General features: G+C 43.9%; 13 protein-coding genes and 2 pseudogenes. 3 read left to right on the forward strand and 12 right to left on the reverse strand.

The window, feature by feature from the left end; all coding sequences use genetic code 11:
* Nucleotides 1-398: 398 nt before the first annotated feature.
* The gene (locus RIG27_RS21955; RefSeq protein ID WP_446348680.1) at nucleotides 399-1,007 is read left to right on the forward strand and encodes a TIGR04282 family arsenosugar biosynthesis glycosyltransferase; all 609 of its coding nucleotides are present in this window, start codon (nucleotides 399-401) and stop codon (nucleotides 1,005-1,007) included.
* Between the two features lie 48 nt (nucleotides 1,008-1,055).
* Nucleotides 1,056-1,742, forward strand: coding sequence for a TIGR04283 family arsenosugar biosynthesis glycosyltransferase (locus RIG27_RS21960; RefSeq protein WP_446348682.1), 687 nt, complete (start codon nucleotides 1,056-1,058; stop codon nucleotides 1,740-1,742).
* Between the two features lie 144 nt (nucleotides 1,743-1,886).
* Here RIG27_RS21960 and RIG27_RS21965 read toward each other — a convergent pair whose 3' ends face one another.
* The 9 genes and pseudogenes from RIG27_RS21965 to RIG27_RS22005 all read right to left on the reverse strand — a co-directional run.
* Nucleotides 1,887-2,438 carry a hypothetical protein gene (locus tag RIG27_RS21965; protein WP_446348684.1) on the reverse strand — a complete coding sequence of 184 codons (552 nt, stop codon included), beginning with the start codon at nucleotides 2,436-2,438 and terminating at the stop codon, nucleotides 1,887-1,889.
* Nucleotides 2,439-2,646: 208 nt separating this feature from the next.
* Nucleotides 2,647-3,189, reverse strand: a complete 543-nt coding sequence (locus RIG27_RS21970; RefSeq protein ID WP_446348686.1) for a restriction endonuclease — start codon at nucleotides 3,187-3,189, stop codon at nucleotides 2,647-2,649.
* Nucleotides 3,186-4,523 carry a DNA methylase gene (locus RIG27_RS21975; RefSeq protein WP_446348688.1) on the reverse strand — a complete coding sequence of 446 codons (1,338 nt, stop codon included), beginning with the start codon at nucleotides 4,521-4,523 and terminating at the stop codon, nucleotides 3,186-3,188. Before RIG27_RS21975 ends, RIG27_RS21970 begins: the two co-directional genes overlap by 4 nt.
* Before the next feature lie 162 nt (nucleotides 4,524-4,685).
* On the reverse strand, nucleotides 4,686-5,600 hold the full coding sequence (locus tag RIG27_RS21980; RefSeq protein WP_446348690.1) for a branched-chain amino acid transaminase: 915 nt from the start codon (nucleotides 5,598-5,600) through the stop codon (nucleotides 4,686-4,688).
* 268 nt (nucleotides 5,601-5,868) lie between these two features.
* The gene (locus RIG27_RS21985; RefSeq protein ID WP_446348692.1) at nucleotides 5,869-7,629 is read right to left on the reverse strand and encodes a M61 family metallopeptidase; all 1,761 of its coding nucleotides are present in this window, start codon (nucleotides 7,627-7,629) and stop codon (nucleotides 5,869-5,871) included.
* A gap of 115 nt (nucleotides 7,630-7,744) precedes the next feature.
* Entirely contained in the window at nucleotides 7,745-8,428 is a 684-nt protein-coding gene (locus RIG27_RS21990) for a Crp/Fnr family transcriptional regulator (RefSeq protein WP_446348694.1), read from the reverse strand.
* Between the two features lie 169 nt (nucleotides 8,429-8,597).
* Entirely contained in the window at nucleotides 8,598-9,794 is a 1,197-nt protein-coding gene (gene dxr / locus RIG27_RS21995) for a 1-deoxy-D-xylulose-5-phosphate reductoisomerase (RefSeq protein ID WP_446348696.1), read from the reverse strand.
* Nucleotides 9,795-10,093: 299 nt separating this feature from the next.
* Nucleotides 10,094-10,234, reverse strand: coding sequence for a hypothetical protein (locus tag RIG27_RS22000; RefSeq protein WP_446348742.1), 141 nt, complete (start codon nucleotides 10,232-10,234; stop codon nucleotides 10,094-10,096).
* Nucleotides 10,235-10,333: 99 nt separating this feature from the next.
* A pseudogene (locus RIG27_RS22005) lies at nucleotides 10,334-10,780 on the reverse strand (hypothetical protein); the annotation flags it as partial.
* A 712-nt stretch (nucleotides 10,781-11,492) separates the two neighbouring features.
* Here RIG27_RS22005 and RIG27_RS22010 point away from each other — a divergent pair.
* Nucleotides 11,493-12,518, forward strand: coding sequence for an N-acetylmuramoyl-L-alanine amidase (locus tag RIG27_RS22010; protein WP_446348698.1), 1,026 nt, complete (start codon nucleotides 11,493-11,495; stop codon nucleotides 12,516-12,518).
* Between the two features lie 73 nt (nucleotides 12,519-12,591).
* Here RIG27_RS22010 and RIG27_RS22015 read toward each other — a convergent pair whose 3' ends face one another.
* From RIG27_RS22015 to RIG27_RS22025, 3 genes and pseudogenes are all read right to left on the reverse strand, one after another.
* Entirely contained in the window at nucleotides 12,592-13,929 is a 1,338-nt protein-coding gene (locus RIG27_RS22015) for a hypothetical protein (protein ID WP_446348700.1), read from the reverse strand.
* Between the two features lie 99 nt (nucleotides 13,930-14,028).
* Complete coding sequence (locus RIG27_RS22020; RefSeq protein ID WP_446348702.1) at nucleotides 14,029-14,175, reverse strand: hypothetical protein; 147 nt, start codon at nucleotides 14,173-14,175, stop codon at nucleotides 14,029-14,031.
* A gap of 62 nt (nucleotides 14,176-14,237) precedes the next feature.
* Nucleotides 14,238-15,025: pseudogene (locus tag RIG27_RS22025) on the reverse strand (5'-nucleotidase C-terminal domain-containing protein); the annotation flags it as partial.
* Nucleotides 15,026-15,189: the final 164 nt, after the last annotated feature.

Raw genomic sequence — 15,189 nt, forward strand, 5'->3', positions numbered from 1 at the left:
AAAAGCGAAGCATCCTCTGTCCTCCCCCATGCAACAAAAGCGAAGCATCCTCTGTCCTCCCCCATGCAACAAAAGCGAAGCATCCTCTGTCCTCCCCCATGCAACAAAAGCGAAGCATCCTCTGTCCTCCCCCCTCTTGTAGGGGGGAACGAGGGGGGTAGGGGGGAACGAGGGGGGTGGGAGAAGGGGTTAGGGGATGAGGGTGAAACACTTGCCAGTATTAGTTCTCACCTTAAGTTGACATGCATGGATAGTATCGTGTCCCTACAAATGGTGATTTAGATGCCAAGAAAGCGTAAGCTCTGAAACGGTTATGCATTTAATTGGCATACCCTACACCTCACAGCCCTGACAACGATTTCACTATCGTTTATTTAGATGCACATCAGTTTAATCGAATGACTCCAGCTACTGTAAAAGAATCTCTAATTATTTTCACCCGCTATCCCGAACCAGGAAAAACCAAAACACGTATGATTCCCGCCCTAGGAGAGAAAGGTGCGGCGAAGCTGCAACGCCAGATGACAGAAAATACTCTGGCTAAAGCGAAAAAACTGCAAGCATTTCATCCTGTCTCTATAGAAATTCATTTTGCTGGGGGGAATCAACCGTTAATGCAAGCCTGGTTAGGTGCTGATGTGATTTACTATCAACAAAGTGAGGGAGATCTGGGTAAACGAATGGCATCAGCATTTGAGAGATCGTTTACGGCGGGAATGACAGGTGTAGTAATTATTGGGACAGATTGCCCCGATTTAAACCCTCAAATAATGGCTGAGGCATTTAAATTCCTGGAAACCCAGGATTTAGTATTAGGACCGGCACAAGATGGGGGATATTATCTGATTGGTTTGCGGCGGTTAATTCCGGAACTCTTTGTGGGAATTGATTGGGGAACCTCGCAAGTCAGGCAACAAACCGTCGAGATTGCGGATAACTTGGGATTAGCGATCGCATCTCTGCCCATACTCCATGATATTGACCGTCCCGAGGATTTGGGCAGGTGAGAATACCCGTTTATTTTGCCAAAAGAGAATAGAAGTAATTCTAATGTAATGAAAACCAAAACAATTTCAGTTATTATTCCCGTTTTAAATGAAGCGAGTAGGATTGGTTCTATCTTAGAGAGACTTGTGAATACTGACAATGTGGAGGTTATTGTGGTTGATGGGGGGAGTCAAGATCAAACCGTCAGCGTGGCGCGATCGCGAAATGTCCAGGTTATTTGTACCCCACCCGGTCGCGCCTGTCAAATGAATGCGGGTGCAGCAAGGGCGACGGGTGATATTCTCCTCTTTCTCCACGCCGATACTCGTTTACCTGGTAATTTTGATAGTTTAGTTCGCCAAGGGCTGCAAGATTCCACAACCATTGCGGGGGCGTTTGAATTACGCATTGATTCTCAACAGTTTGGCTTGCGTCTCATTGAACGACTGGTGAATTGGCGATCGCGTTTTTTTTCGATGCCTTATGGCGACCAAGCGATATTTTTAAAAGCGACTGTTTTTCATACTATCGGCGGTTTTGCTAATTTACCTATTATGGAAGATTTTGAATTTATTCGCCACTTGCAACCGCTGGGACGAATTACGATTGTTCCAGCATCTGTCCTAACATCAGGACGACGCTGGGAACGGTTAGGAATCATCAAAACCACCCTAATTAACCAGCTTATTATTTTGGGGTATTTTTTTGGAGTTGACCCTAAAAAATTGGTGCGATGGTATAGGGGAAAAGGGTGAATGCAATGAATTTAAATTGGGGATTAGTAGCGAGCACGATGATCGCACTACCAGGATACGTTAGGACATCAGTTAGTCCAAGAGAGAACAGGGAACAGTAAAGAATGTCCTAACCTGTCTTAGTACCGCTATAATTATCACAGGTTAATCAACAGGCTGTATCTCGATTGCTATTGCTATTCTATAATGAATAAACAAAGGAATTACGATTCCAGGCTCTTGCCAACCTGCCAAAGTTCCTGTATTGACCTCTCCCTCTGGTGATAAAAGCACCTCTCCGTCACTATTCAGTGGATTAAGACCATCACTTATACCTAAATACAACGTCTGATTTTCAGAAAAATTGAATCCGATTTCTCCGATTCCTGCTGCTAGTCCTTGACCCGTTTCATCAAATAAGAACAAAGACAAAGAGGATAAAAATGATACAGAAAATAAGGGATTTTGAGCAACACTAAATTTTAAAAATGCTTGACGTTCAGATTCAATTTGGTAGAGATCGATATCTGAAGGATTAAATAAACTTCCCTCAATTGTATTAATGGCTGGTACTACGATTGGACCTTGAGCGGACGAAATCAATTGTCCTGCATCATCATCTTCAATAAAGGTTGATTCTGAGGCGGTGTTGTCTAATCCTCTGGGGAGACTCTTCCCGCCCATCAACGTCGTTAATAATGATTTAAAATTTATCATCGGCTTTCTCCTAAAAAACGTTGAGACGAATCAAGTTAACTTAATTCGTCCGTTTGCTTAACCTTAAAATCATTTTTTGGTTTTTTCAGTTAATTGTATTGATTCTAAATTAATTTTAATTAAACTTAAATTTTTAATTCAATAATGTTTACATCCAGTCAAGTTCGATCACCTATCATCTTACATTTAGAGACGGTATCATGATCTCCTATAAACTAAAGCGATTTTGTCTTGTTTGCAACCATGCCTGTAAATCGAACTGGGTTAAGTTATTTAGGTAGTCATAAGCGTTATTTCCTGCATAAATTTCCCATCCACCATCCGAACAGGCTTTAATCGCTTGTTGCAAATTATCATTTCGCACAATCAACAAAACAGGAGTAAACCCTTCATCAATTAATGTTTCAGCATTTTGTTTAAATCCTCGTAGGGTTTTCGCATCGCCAGAACCAATACGATACTTAGTATCAATCGCATTCAATCCTACTGCCAAATCATAATGAGTACCGTGTGCTTTTTGATATTGCTCGCAGGTTTGCTGACATAAAGTTTCGACCAAACGCTCCCAACATTTTCCTAATTGCCGTCCCCAATACTGCTTATTGGTGGCTTTTATAGTTTGGGTGAAACCAAACGCCAACATCAGATCGTCTTCCTCTGTTGATTCTTCAGGAGGGGTTCTTTCAGTAAAAGCTTGTTGATATTGATTTAAAATATTCTCTAGCAAACCATTTATATCTTCTTGAGTCATATTTTTATTTTTTGTAATACAACAACAGTATCATGCTTAATTGTTCCCGCCCACTTCACATTTCTAGGTAAGTTTAATCGACGATTTTTTAGCAACAAATGAAACTGAAATATTTTAACAAAGCCAATTTTTTCAGCTATTTCCGTTAAAAGTTTAGCCACTGGAATCTCAACACCGCAAATTTTACTAATATCGCCAATAGCAAAGCAATAATAGCCACCTGGATTAAGATGATTGAAGCAGCTTAAAAAATGCTCCTTCATATCCATGAAGTATTTATAAACAACTCTTGCTCGAAGCTGATTTTGTCCTTTACTCGCTTGATATTGCGTACCGTGGTAAATGTCAGCAATCAAATCATCTAGATAGGAATTTCCGGTTTTTCCCAATTGGCAATACTCTTTTCTGGAAATTCTTTCAGTTCCAATTTCTTGAGTATATAAATCAAGTCTTTCGCGATCATTACTGACTAAGCCCAACCAATGTAACTCAAACTTAGACGCCCAAACGTAATCAATTGCATTAATATAAGGCGGCGAAGTAATAACTGCATCACAATGCCAATCACCTGTAAGATTAATAGCTGTTTTTGAAGTCAATTCAATGGCATTTTGCAACGAGTTATTCAAGACAAACTGCCATTCCCCAATTGCCTCTAACGCTTGATCAAGATAGTCTTTAAAATACCGATAAACATCTTCACGAGAACGCTGGGGAATGGCTTTAAAATTAGCTCGTTTTGCGGCGAGAATCATGCCATCATTCATATCAGATGTTTTGCGGACAGTCGAAGCAAAAGCCAGCCAAAATAAAGGTTGTATCGCTTCCGGAAGTTGAAAAATTTGCGTTCGGAGACTTTCTAATCCAGCTTGAACAGGTTTTTGAAACCAAAAATCTTTATTGGCGAAATTGATGGTTTCTAATGGATGTTTTACTGTATAAGCATTTTTCAAGATTTGCTCGGCATAGTCGAGAATCTCGGCTCCATCGTATAAATGAGTTTTAACACGACAGATCAGGCGACTTAGAGGATGATAGTCAAGCCAATAAACTGATACACCTTGTAATAAACTTTCAATAATTGTTGTTCCTGAACCGGCAAAAGGTTCTAATATTGTGCATTTGCCTTTGCCATACTTTCTTAAAAACCAATGTGGGATTTCCGGAATGGATTTGGCAGGTTGAAAACCAAGGGAATGAATTTTAAGAGGTTGCTTTCGTTGTAAAGAAATTAGGGAATCTTCGGGGAGATCGATCGGAATTTCACCCTCAAGATGTAAGTAGGAGGATTGGGGTGTAGTATTATCGGTTTCAAATAGCGAAAGTTGTTTCATACTACTCTAGGTTAACGAGTCCCATTGGGTTAGACACAAGCCAGATGGAAGCCTATAACCGTTGTCGGTTTAGGTTAGGTTAAACCTTCTTTTCCCATAATCCAACGCTAGGCGCTTAGTCGGTTAGGTTTTGCTTACGTTCTACCCAACCGACTTGAACTTTTATTTTAAAGGAACGACATAAACCCAATCTTGATAATTTGGATCGCGATTTTCCGTAATTGCTGTAATTTTATCTCTCAGTTTCTCTGTGATGGGTCGCGTTTTCGGTAATTCATAATTCTCAACCTGTTTAATTGGAGTAATTTTAGCCGCCGTTCCACTTAAAAATGCTTCATCGGCAATAAATAACTCCGATTTATCCACAGGGCGTTCGATTGTGGGGATACCTAAATCCTTTGCCAGCGTCAGGATACTATCTCTGGTGATTCCTTCTAAAATATCTTGGTCATATCCCGGCGTAATCAGTTGCCCATTCCTTACCACAAAGATGTTCATTCCGGAGGCTTCACAGATTTTTCCCTGAGCATTCATTAATAATGCTTCATCAAATCCGGATTCTACCGCTTCTGTTTTTGCCAGAGATGATGTAATATATGCGCCACTAATTTTACCTCTCAGGGGTAAACTGTGATCCGCTTGACGATACCAGGAACTAATCCGACAGCTTACCCCTTCTGGGGATAAATAATCACCGAGTTCTAATCCATAGACGAAAAAGTCTTTTTCAATCTTATGCAGTCTGGGGGCAATTCCCAAATCGGATGTATAAATAAAGGGTCGGATATAAAATGAGGTTTTAACTTGATTTTTTTTGACGAAATCTACAATTACAGTTTTGATTTTATCAGCGGGTAAGTCGTAATGTAAATATTTGGCACTGTCACTTAATCGTTTACAATGACGGTCTAAACGAAACAGGAGAATTTGTTCGGGGTTTTGGGGGTCAGGAATCCCCCGCAATCCGCCAAAAGCGCCTGTGCCATAGTGCAGCGCATGGGTAGCAATGGAAATTTTGGCATCCTCGAAGGGAAGAAATTGATTTTGAAAGTAAGCGATTGGCAGAAATTTATGCATTTTTAAACTAGACAGTCAAGGCTGCGGGAAGGTATGGTTATCGATTTTACTACAGGTCAGTGATTTTGCCAGGGACTAGCACATCGATTTAGGCGTAGGGGCGGGTTTCACTATTCAGGACTTACGCAGGTACATCATATATGGTGGCAATGGTGCGTTACGCTACGCTAACGCACGATGGCGGACTGACACAGCTAAAATTGTGGAATAGATTCGACGTTTAAACCGGGTGCAAGTCTTTGCGCCCCTACTGTTGCTGGGTATGCGCTTAATCCTCCTTGGTGTTCAACCACCCGGCTAAATTCTGTTTTTGAGTCTCTGAGGGATTCTCAAGCTGCACAACCTGGTAGCGGGTGGGTTGGGATTCGCCTAGGGTAACGGGTAAGGTACAAAGTTCGTCTTGATGGAACACGGTTACCTGAATCGTGTCACCGGGATGGTAATCTTTTAGGCGATCGCATAATTGATCAGCACTGACTCGCCAACCATCTATTGCCAGTAATTGATCCCCAGCATCCACCCCGGCTATTCCCGCAGGAGAGGTGGCGTTGACAAATTTAACCACCTCTTGCCCATTTTCAGTCTTGACAATTAACCCCAAATAAGGTTTAGACTCTTCGTCTTCCACCGCCTTGAGTTTTAAGCCAAAGGGTTCGAGATACTCATCAAAGGGCAATTCTTCTGTCCCCTCAATGTAGCGACGGAAGAAATCACTTAAATCAGTACCTGCGACAGACTCCAACACCTCTTGCAGTTGTTGAGGCGTAAAGCCAACTTCCTTGACGCCAAACTCTTGCCACATCCGCCGCATCACATGATCAAGGGAGCGCTGATTGCCATGACGCGATCGCACCAGCAAATCCAGTAATAAGGATACCATTTCTCCTTTGAGATAATAGGAGATCTGACTATTATCACTATTGGCATCTCGGCGATATAACTTAATCCAAGCATCAAAACTGGACTCACTCAGGGGTTGCACCAAACGCCCTGGGATCAGTTGCATCCGGGTAATTTCTTTCCCTAATCCCTCTAAAAAGGTTTTACTGTCGTAAATCTTTGCCCGTAAGGGAAGGACTAAATCATAATAACTGGTTGTCCCTTCACAAAACCACAGGGATGTGGTATGGCTTTCTTGTTCATAGTTAAACCGTTCTAAGACTTTGGGGCGAATCCGCTTAACATTCCACAGGTGAAAGAACTCATGGGCGACTAATTGCATGAAACGATTGTATTTATCTTTCGCCCGGAACCCGAAACGGGGATAATTTAAGGAACAAGAGGTTTTATGTTCTAAACCGCCAAACCCTGTGGACGATAAATGCAGTAAAAACAAATACCGTTCGTAGGGTAATCCCCCATATAACTCGGCTTCTGTCTCGATAATTTTCGTCGTATCGGCAATAATTCGTTGCGGATCAGCATTTCCATGTCCCCAAATTGCCAGTTGATGCGGTTTACCCAGAACCTCAAAATCATAAACCTGTTGTGTACCAATTTCAAAGGGACTATCGACTAAGGTGTCAAAATCCTCGGCTTCAAAGGTATTCTCAGCACCATCAACAGGGGGTAAGGGTGTGGTTGTCTGCCAATCGGATTTAGGGGGTACAATCGTCACCTGAATCGGCTGTTGCTCAAAACCTGGGACAAACAGGAATAACGCCGCCCCATTAAAATAGCCGTGAGTGGCATCGAGGTGATTGGTGCGGACTGATAATTCATTGGCAAAGACGCGGTAGCGGACAACGATGGTTGAGGCGTCTCCAGTTTGAACCTGCCAGTGATTTTTACTCTGTTTATCCCAGGGTAAGGGCTGGTTTGCCGCTTCAACTCGGAAATCTTGTAAGTGTTTGGCATACTCCCGCACTAGATAAGAACCCGGAGTCCAGACGGGCATTTTTAAATCTAGCAGCGATTCCGACCAACCATTCACCTGTAGCGTCACCTCAAATAGATGAGATTGAGGTTGAGGCATAGCGACGTGATAATGGAAGGTGGGTTTAGTCATTTGTCCTTTGTCATTTGTCATTCGTCCTTTGTTGATGGTTGATGGTTGATAGTTCATGGTTGATGGTTAGATGGTTCATGGTTCATTGGTAATCCCCTCCCCCATCTCCCCCAGCTTCCCCAGCTTCCCTTCTATCCTAAAGCCGTCCAGCTAGATGGGTCAGTTGTTTGAGATTAATCAAACAAAGTTTTTGGTCTTGGGGGTCAACATCAGTCCAACCCTTACTTTCCAGCTTTTTCATGATTTTGGCTGTATCTTCCACACTGATATCCGTGACATCAGCCAAGTCTTTATAGGGAATATTATAAATTTCGGTTCCCTTTTCTCCCACTTGACCATAATTCTCTGCCAAGTTGACTAAGGTATTGGCTAACTTAATCGCTGGGGGTTGATGGCGTCGTTGAAAGCGGAGATTAGTCTGACGCAGTCGTCTAACCATCAGTTGTAGCATCCGGTGGTGTAACTGGGGATCTTTGAACAGGGTTTGAATAAAGCGCTGGGCGGAGACGCTGAGTAATTTGACCGATGAAAGGGCGACAACATCCGTAGAACGGGGAGATTCATCCAAGATTGCCATCTCGCCAAAAAAATCTCCCTGACCTAAAATTGCCAACGTCACGGCTTTGTCCCCATACAGGCGTCGAACTTTGACCCAACCGGACATGATAAAGTAAACGGCATTGCCCCAGGCATCTTCCATTAAAACGGCTCGCCCGGTGGGATAATCATGTTCGACTCCAACTGACAACAGCCATTCTAGTGTCTCGGGGTTCGCCGTATTAAATAGAGGGAAAAGCTCACTAAAAGCTTTGGTGTGCATGAAAGGTTTATTAACGTTGGATCATCTAAGATTCCATTACACCACACCAGAACAACAGTCCCCAACTTCCTTAAGCTAGTGGTCTGTGAGCAGGGGTGCAGGAGTGCAGAGGGGTAGGTGTGTAGGAGGGCTTAACCGTAAGTTAATTGACCAACCAACAGTGTTTTTATTATCGCAGGGAAACCACGCGATCGCTCTTTTCTAGGGTTGGATAAATCCGCAACACTTCCTCTCTTGCCCAGCGATCAGCAGCTAGAATATCCTCTAGTCCAGGATCAGGGCAGTTATCACGGCTGTGGCGATCGCAGGTTTGCTCAATACACCGGGCAATGTCTAAGTATTGGATTTTCTCGTCTAAAAATAGTGCTACGGCTTGCTCATTGGCGGCGTTTAATACCGCTGGCATTGAACCCCCAGTCCGCCCGGCGGCGTAGGCTAATTGCATACAGGGATATTTATCATGGTCAGGTTCTTTAAACGTCAGTGTCCCCGCCTTGACTAAATCCAAGGGTTCCCAGTCCGTATAGATGCGATCGGGCCAGGATAAGGCATAGAGTAGGGGTAAGCGCATATCGGGCCAGCCTAACTGGGCTAAGACGGAGGTATCTTGTAATTCGATTAAGGAGTGAATAATGCTCTGGGGATGGATGACAATATCAATATCGTCATAATCCATACCGAAGAGGAAGTGTGCCTCAATCACCTCTAGCCCCTTGTTCATCAAGGTAGCCGAATCGACAGTAATTTTGCGCCCCATTGACCAGTTAGGATGTTTAATCGCATCGGCAACCGTTACCTCCCCTAACTTATCGACTGACCAATCTCGGAAAGCGCCCCCAGATGCGGTGAGGATAATTCGCCGTAATCCGCCCTCTGGGACTCCCTGAAGGCATTGGAAGATGGCAGAATGTTCCGAGTCAGCCGGAAGCAGTTTAACGCCATGTTTGGCAATTAGGGGATTGACAACGGGTCCACCTGCGATTAGGGTTTCCTTGTTGGCTAAGGCAATATCTTTTCCGGCTTCAATTGCGGCAATGGTGGGTAACAATCCCGCACAACCGACTATCCCAGTGACTACCGCTTCAGCATCACCATAACGGGCAACTTCCACAACACCCGCTTCTCCCGCGACTAGAATCGGTTGGGGATCGAGGTTTGCGATCGCGGATTTTAGGTCAGGTAATTTTTGGGCGTCACATAAGGCTACGATTTCCGGTCGAAACTGTCGAATTTGGGCAGCTAACAGTTCCACATTGCTACGTGCTGCCAATCCCACCAACCGGAATTGGTCTGGATGGTGAGTTAAAATCTCTAGGGTTTGGGTGCCAATCGATCCAGTGGAGCCGAGGAGAGTAATTGATTTCACAACAGTTTCTTAAGAATTCGCCGCTCTTTAATTACTATAGGATTATTTTGCACATCGTTCATCAGCCTGGAACTAAAGTTCCGGCTCAAAGCTTAAACCCGTTAAAACGGGTTCACCGGAAACCGTAGGGGCGCATGGCGTGCGCCCGATTCAATGGTAAAATCTATTCCACAATTTTAGGTCAGTCCAGTAGATTGGGTTGACGCTAGGAAACCCAACACCATTATTGATTGGCTGGTTACGGTTTTTAGTAGTGCGATCGCGTATGGCGAAGACAGCGCAACGACAAACTCCAGATATTACTCTCCTGTATCTCTGGCAAACCAGCGCCGGATTAGTTCCACTTGGAAGCAGTAGCCGCAACCACTGTCTTCAATTAACTCCCGTTGCAGGAGTAAATTAAGGGTAGGATTATGTATCCCTGAAACAGAAGCTTCCATAAGGCTAAGTTTCGCCACCGCAACGAATTTCTCCGGTTATTGTCAAAGTCCAAAGCAGGATCAATACGTTTTAGATGGTTACAATTGCTGCTCCAACTGTAACTCACATTCCTTGTTAATTTTCTGCACCGCCACCATTTCTGCCAAGCATTGTCCCCATCCTTCAGTAAAATCACTCTCTTTCTTTGCCTCAACAACTACAAAATAGGGTTTATCGAACACCACTGTCCCCAAGGGCGAACGCTTTGCCACGATATAATCAGGAGTTCCAGATAAGTTTTCATCGTAGGTCAAGGCTTGGTGACTCCAGAGCAGGAAATTGCGGCGATAAGCTTTCCAAACTTCTTTTAATATGGGATAAATAATCGTCTCACAAATCGCCATTTCTGAATTGTCAAACACCCCCTCATTTAAAATTAACTCTAATTCATTCCGAAAACTATCACTTACGTCAAATTCAATCTCGGTAATGAAATTGTCCCGAATATATTTAATTTGAAACGCTTTAGCGACGACGCCAATACTTTTATAACTGCTAAATGACATATTTGACCTCTTTAATTTGTTTTGTAGTGAGGGAACCTTAGCCCTCTGCAGCTATGCGTTATAGCACTAAAGTGCTTACTACAAACAAAGCTCTATTTTAGCTGTGCCACGCCAGCAGTGTGAGTATCTTGCTCATTGGATATAAATCTTGCTGATTAGTATAAACATTAACTAGCCTTGATATCGTGGTTCCCAAATAGATAGGTTAAACCCGACTGTAGGGGCGCCTCGTCTTGCGCCCTCTGCGGCAACAGCCACACCATATACATTGGTTAAGGTGCGTTACGCTACGCTAACGCACCCTACATAAAATCTGGGTTCTCTAAGAATTCGTAAAGGGTTCTATATGTCGCAATCCCTCCTCCTGCCAATCATCCCCCGTTTCCCCCTCTTCCAAACTAAACAAACGATTTGCAGACCTCAAAACCATCCTGGAGATTATTGTAATCTTCGCGGCGCTGGCTGAATACCCCCTGCTGCTGGTGACGGCGGTTGTCGTTGTCTGGATGTATGTGCTAATCAACGATCAGGATATTGAAAGGTAGAATTGCTGACGCACAGCGGCTACATCGTAGGGGCAATTCATAAAGGATTCCCCACAGGTGTTGGTTCAACGGAAAAGCCTGCGTAAGTCCTGATTTTACAAGGAGTGTCCGACTAATTAAATATCATCTCCCCATCTCCCTGTCCCCTGTCTTGAGGAACTTTAACGGTGAAACTGCACTGGCTACTTCCCAGTTTTCTCGGCTTTTTTTTGCTCTCCTTGCCAGCGCAAGCGGCGAGATTGCTCTCCTGGCGCTTTGATGCGAATCAAAATCAACTCGTCTTTACTACTGATGAAGGGGTACAACCCAGAGGGCAATTTCTTGCCAATCCCAACCGCCTGGTAATTGATTTACCCGGTATCCCCCTGGAGAACGCCAAATTAGAACAATTAGTCGGTGGTGCAGTGCGGGTGGTGCGTGTCAGTCAATTGAACCCCCAAACCACGCGCTTGGTGATTGAGTTTAATCCGGGTTATACGATTAATCCCCAACAGGTTCTATTTAAGGGATTCTCCCCTCGGATGTGGACAGTGCAGTTACCGCCAGCGCAACAAGTTGTCCAATTAACCACACCCACCCCCCTACCGCTGCAAAATCCCGTCATACCGCCTATCACCAGCAATCCTCCTTTCCATAGTTCCCAAGTTCCCAACCGCCGTATTGTGGTTATGGTTGATCCCGGACATGGGGGAAAAGATCCCGGTGCGGTTGGGTTAAATAGATTGCGGGAAAAGGATGTAATTTTGCCTATTTCTCAACAAGTTGCCGCCATTTTACAGCAACAAGGGATTCAAGTGATTCTCACCCGAACCAGCGATTATTTTGTAGACTTAGCACCCCGCGTGGAGATGGCAAAACAAGCCCAGGCGGATTTATTTGTGAGTATCCATGCGAATGCGGTTGGTCGTCGTCCAGATGTGAATGGATTGGAAACTTATTATTACTCAAATGGGCAGCGTCTTGCCCAAACCATTCATAATAGTATTTTACAGAGAATGCAGATTCGCGATCGCGGCGTGAAACAAGCTCGATTTTACGTTCTGCGGAATAATCCGATGCCCGCCGTTCTCGTGGAAGTTGGCTTTGTTACTGGACGAGAAGATAACCCACGCCTAGGGACACCCGAATACCAGAGCCAAATGGCAAGCGCGATCGCACAAGGTATCTTACAATATATTCAACAGAATCCATGAATTAACCATCAAGACCACGATACAGTTCAGTGAGCGCAACGTCTAGGTCAAGACTGACAATTTAATCATCTGTTTATGGCTGAAGTTGCTGAAGTTTATTTTGGGCAGAGAGCAAAAGTTCTTGGGCTTTTGAATAGGATGTTGTCCCCGGTTGTACCTTATTCAGTTGATTAATAATACCCTGAAGCTGACTAATAGTCAGATTCTGATTAATCGCCGCATCGGTAGGCGTGTTGGCGAGCAAGCGTTGAATTTGACGTTGAGCTTCCTCTAAGGCTTGTATTGATTCCGTCTCAGCAGAATAGCGTGTTTGGATAATTCCTAAGTTGGTTTCATAGGTAACAAGTAATTTTTGGGCTTCTAGATAACCTTGATCCTCTAGGGGAACTTTTTCTAACCGTGCGATCGCCTGTTGCCAAAGTTTGGCGATTTGCTGCCATTCGGTTGCAGTGTGGGGCGGATTTTGAGCCGCTTTAGCTGCCGCAAAAGCAAATTCTTGCGCCGCACCAATCAGGGAACCAGTACGCTGGTTATCTGCTGCAAAGCCAACCACTTGTTGAAAGTCTCGTTGGTAAGCTAGGAACTTGGTTTTCGCGGTTTTTCCGGCGAGGGTAGCTGAGGGGATTTGCTCGATTTGATCCAGTGCAGTTTGCCAGGATGCGATCGCGTTTCGTTTTTCAGTGGGTGTTGCGGCTTGTTGATACTGCTGTTTGGCTTGATCGAGTGCAGATTCTGCTTTCTCTAGTTCAATCTGAGCATTCTTCTCCTGAAATACCTTAGCTTCCATACGAGCTACATTAGTACGAGCGCTTTCAAATTCATCCAGGGTAAATTTCCAGCTACAGCTAAATAATCTACAGTATAATTTGGGTTCGTAGCCTAAGAACCAGACCGGTAATTGATCTAAATGATCTTGAGCGAGTTTTACTTTGTCTTCCCCTAAACTAAAATCTGCTGCACTGGTTGCATTATTAATCAGTTGATCGGCTTGCTCAACGTTACGAATAGTTTGGCGATAGTTATGATCCATACGGATATAACTGGGTAGTAGTAATATGGGAGCAGTCCGCGCCACTGGACGCCGGATCATGGGGTAGGGCAGATTTACCACCCAAACTAAACCCGCCATACTTCCCAAGATTACCCCTGTCCAAGCGATTTTGCTGAATAGTCCTGGCGGCTGATTGGCAATGGCTGCTTTATTGAGTTCTTTTTCGCTGAATTGAGGTAAGACATCCACAACCGTGTCTCGGAGTTCGGCTAATGAAGCGGGAGAACCGAGTTGCGATCGCAGTTTTTTTAATCGCTTAAGGACGATTTCTCGTTCTACCTGATTTACTTGGGAGTCTCCGGTGCAGTGATGAACTTCTGCACAAAGGATTTTATAGGCGCGGTGATTGAGGCGATTCATAGTGGAGATGCTCGATATTATTTTCCAGTGTGGCAAACCATTATCCCCTTTGTCTAGCTACGACAGGGGTTAGCCTCTCTGGAGCATTCTGCCTTGCTGCTAAGGTAACCAAAAATCAGGTAATACTGTCTTCCCCCAATCCCGTACCATTTTATTAATCATCCGCCCCAGTTGAATATGAGGTTCATCAGGTTCAACCGGAATAATCGTAGCCTTATTTCCGTACCCAAAACGATCAATTACCAAATTGCGGGTCGGATTATGCTGAATGAAACCAGCTTTGATCTGTATCGCTTACTCAAAAGTTTAGAAGAAATGCTCCAGCTTAAACGTCCTTCGACTTTAGCGTCAAGAAGTTGATGAGAACCCAGATATTCTTCCAGAACATTTTGGGCAGATGTTGTAATCACCTTCGGACTACCTAATTCTTCACTTGTCATATTGAGACTTTGCACTGAATTTTTGTAATGGTATTCTTGAAGACAAACACTGTACTGTGTATCTTCTTCTACGGGTTTACCATTAACTACCAAAGTTTCAACCTTCTGTTCAGCATCACTGTAAACTGCTTGAACTCCTTGGTTGACTTGAAAACAATTACTTTCACCAGGAATGCGGTTTTCTGCCCTCATCACATGGTTAAATAACTTGAGCAACTGTGTCCCCGTCAATCGTACTTTATAGAGTGGTCCATCATAAGGATAAACCTTTTTCATATCGCCCAGTGTAACCACAAGTTGGCATTGACGATGGGAAAGTTTGCCATCTTTTCCAGAAATAGCAAATGAGGAAATCCATAGTCTAGTTCGTGGTTTCCTAAGGTTACTACGTCTGGCGCCAGGTAATTCATAATTTCTATGGTTGACAGACCCTTAAATTCGGTATCAATCATAGACCCTTGCAGCATATCGCCAGAAATCACATAAAGCGTGTTTTTCTCTTCTTGGCGCACTTTATTGATATAGCCGGAAAGCAGTGCTAGTCCACCAATCAAATTGCCTTCTCCCGCATTAGCTTCGGCGAGAAAGTCTCCGTGCATATCGTTGGAATGTAAAATCGTAAACTTTTTCAACCGTTCTGTTGTTGTCGTTGTCATTTTTTTACCTCACTTGTTTTGTTGACGTGATGCTCATGGAGAAGATGTTACTTTTGTAGCTTCACATCGGGACTAAAATTTCATAGTTTTGGGTTTTGGTCTAGATGTTCAGCCGGACTCAAACATCCTCTCCATGAAAAAGGTTAGATGATTTGAGTTATCGA

Source organism: Coleofasciculus sp. F4-SAH-05, from assembly GCF_040222985.1.
In the GTDB taxonomy this organism is placed as follows: domain Bacteria; phylum Cyanobacteriota; class Cyanobacteriia; order Cyanobacteriales; family Coleofasciculaceae; genus Coleofasciculus; species Coleofasciculus chthonoplastes.

Coding starts and splice junctions, on each gene's coding strand:
- RIG27_RS21955 (WP_446348680.1), top strand. CDS start 399: ATGACTCCAGCTACTGTAAAAGAATCTCTAATTATTTTCACCCGCTAT.
- RIG27_RS21960 (WP_446348682.1), top strand. CDS start 1,056: ATGAAAACCAAAACAATTTCAGTTATTATTCCCGTTTTAAATGAAGCG.
- RIG27_RS21965 (WP_446348684.1), bottom strand. CDS start 2,438: ATGATAAATTTTAAATCATTATTAACGACGTTGATGGGCGGGAAGAGT.
- RIG27_RS21970 (WP_446348686.1), bottom strand. CDS start 3,189: ATGACTCAAGAAGATATAAATGGTTTGCTAGAGAATATTTTAAATCAA.
- RIG27_RS21975 (WP_446348688.1), bottom strand. CDS start 4,523: ATGAAACAACTTTCGCTATTTGAAACCGATAATACTACACCCCAATCC.
- RIG27_RS21980 (WP_446348690.1), bottom strand. CDS start 5,600: ATGCATAAATTTCTGCCAATCGCTTACTTTCAAAATCAATTTCTTCCC.
- RIG27_RS21985 (WP_446348692.1), bottom strand. CDS start 7,629: ATGACAAATGACAAAGGACAAATGACTAAACCCACCTTCCATTATCAC.
- RIG27_RS21990 (WP_446348694.1), bottom strand. CDS start 8,428: ATGCACACCAAAGCTTTTAGTGAGCTTTTCCCTCTATTTAATACGGCG.
- RIG27_RS22000 (WP_446348742.1), bottom strand. CDS start 10,234: ATGGAAGCTTCTGTTTCAGGGATACATAATCCTACCCTTAATTTACTC.
- RIG27_RS22015 (WP_446348700.1), bottom strand. CDS start 13,929: ATGAATCGCCTCAATCACCGCGCCTATAAAATCCTTTGTGCAGAAGTT.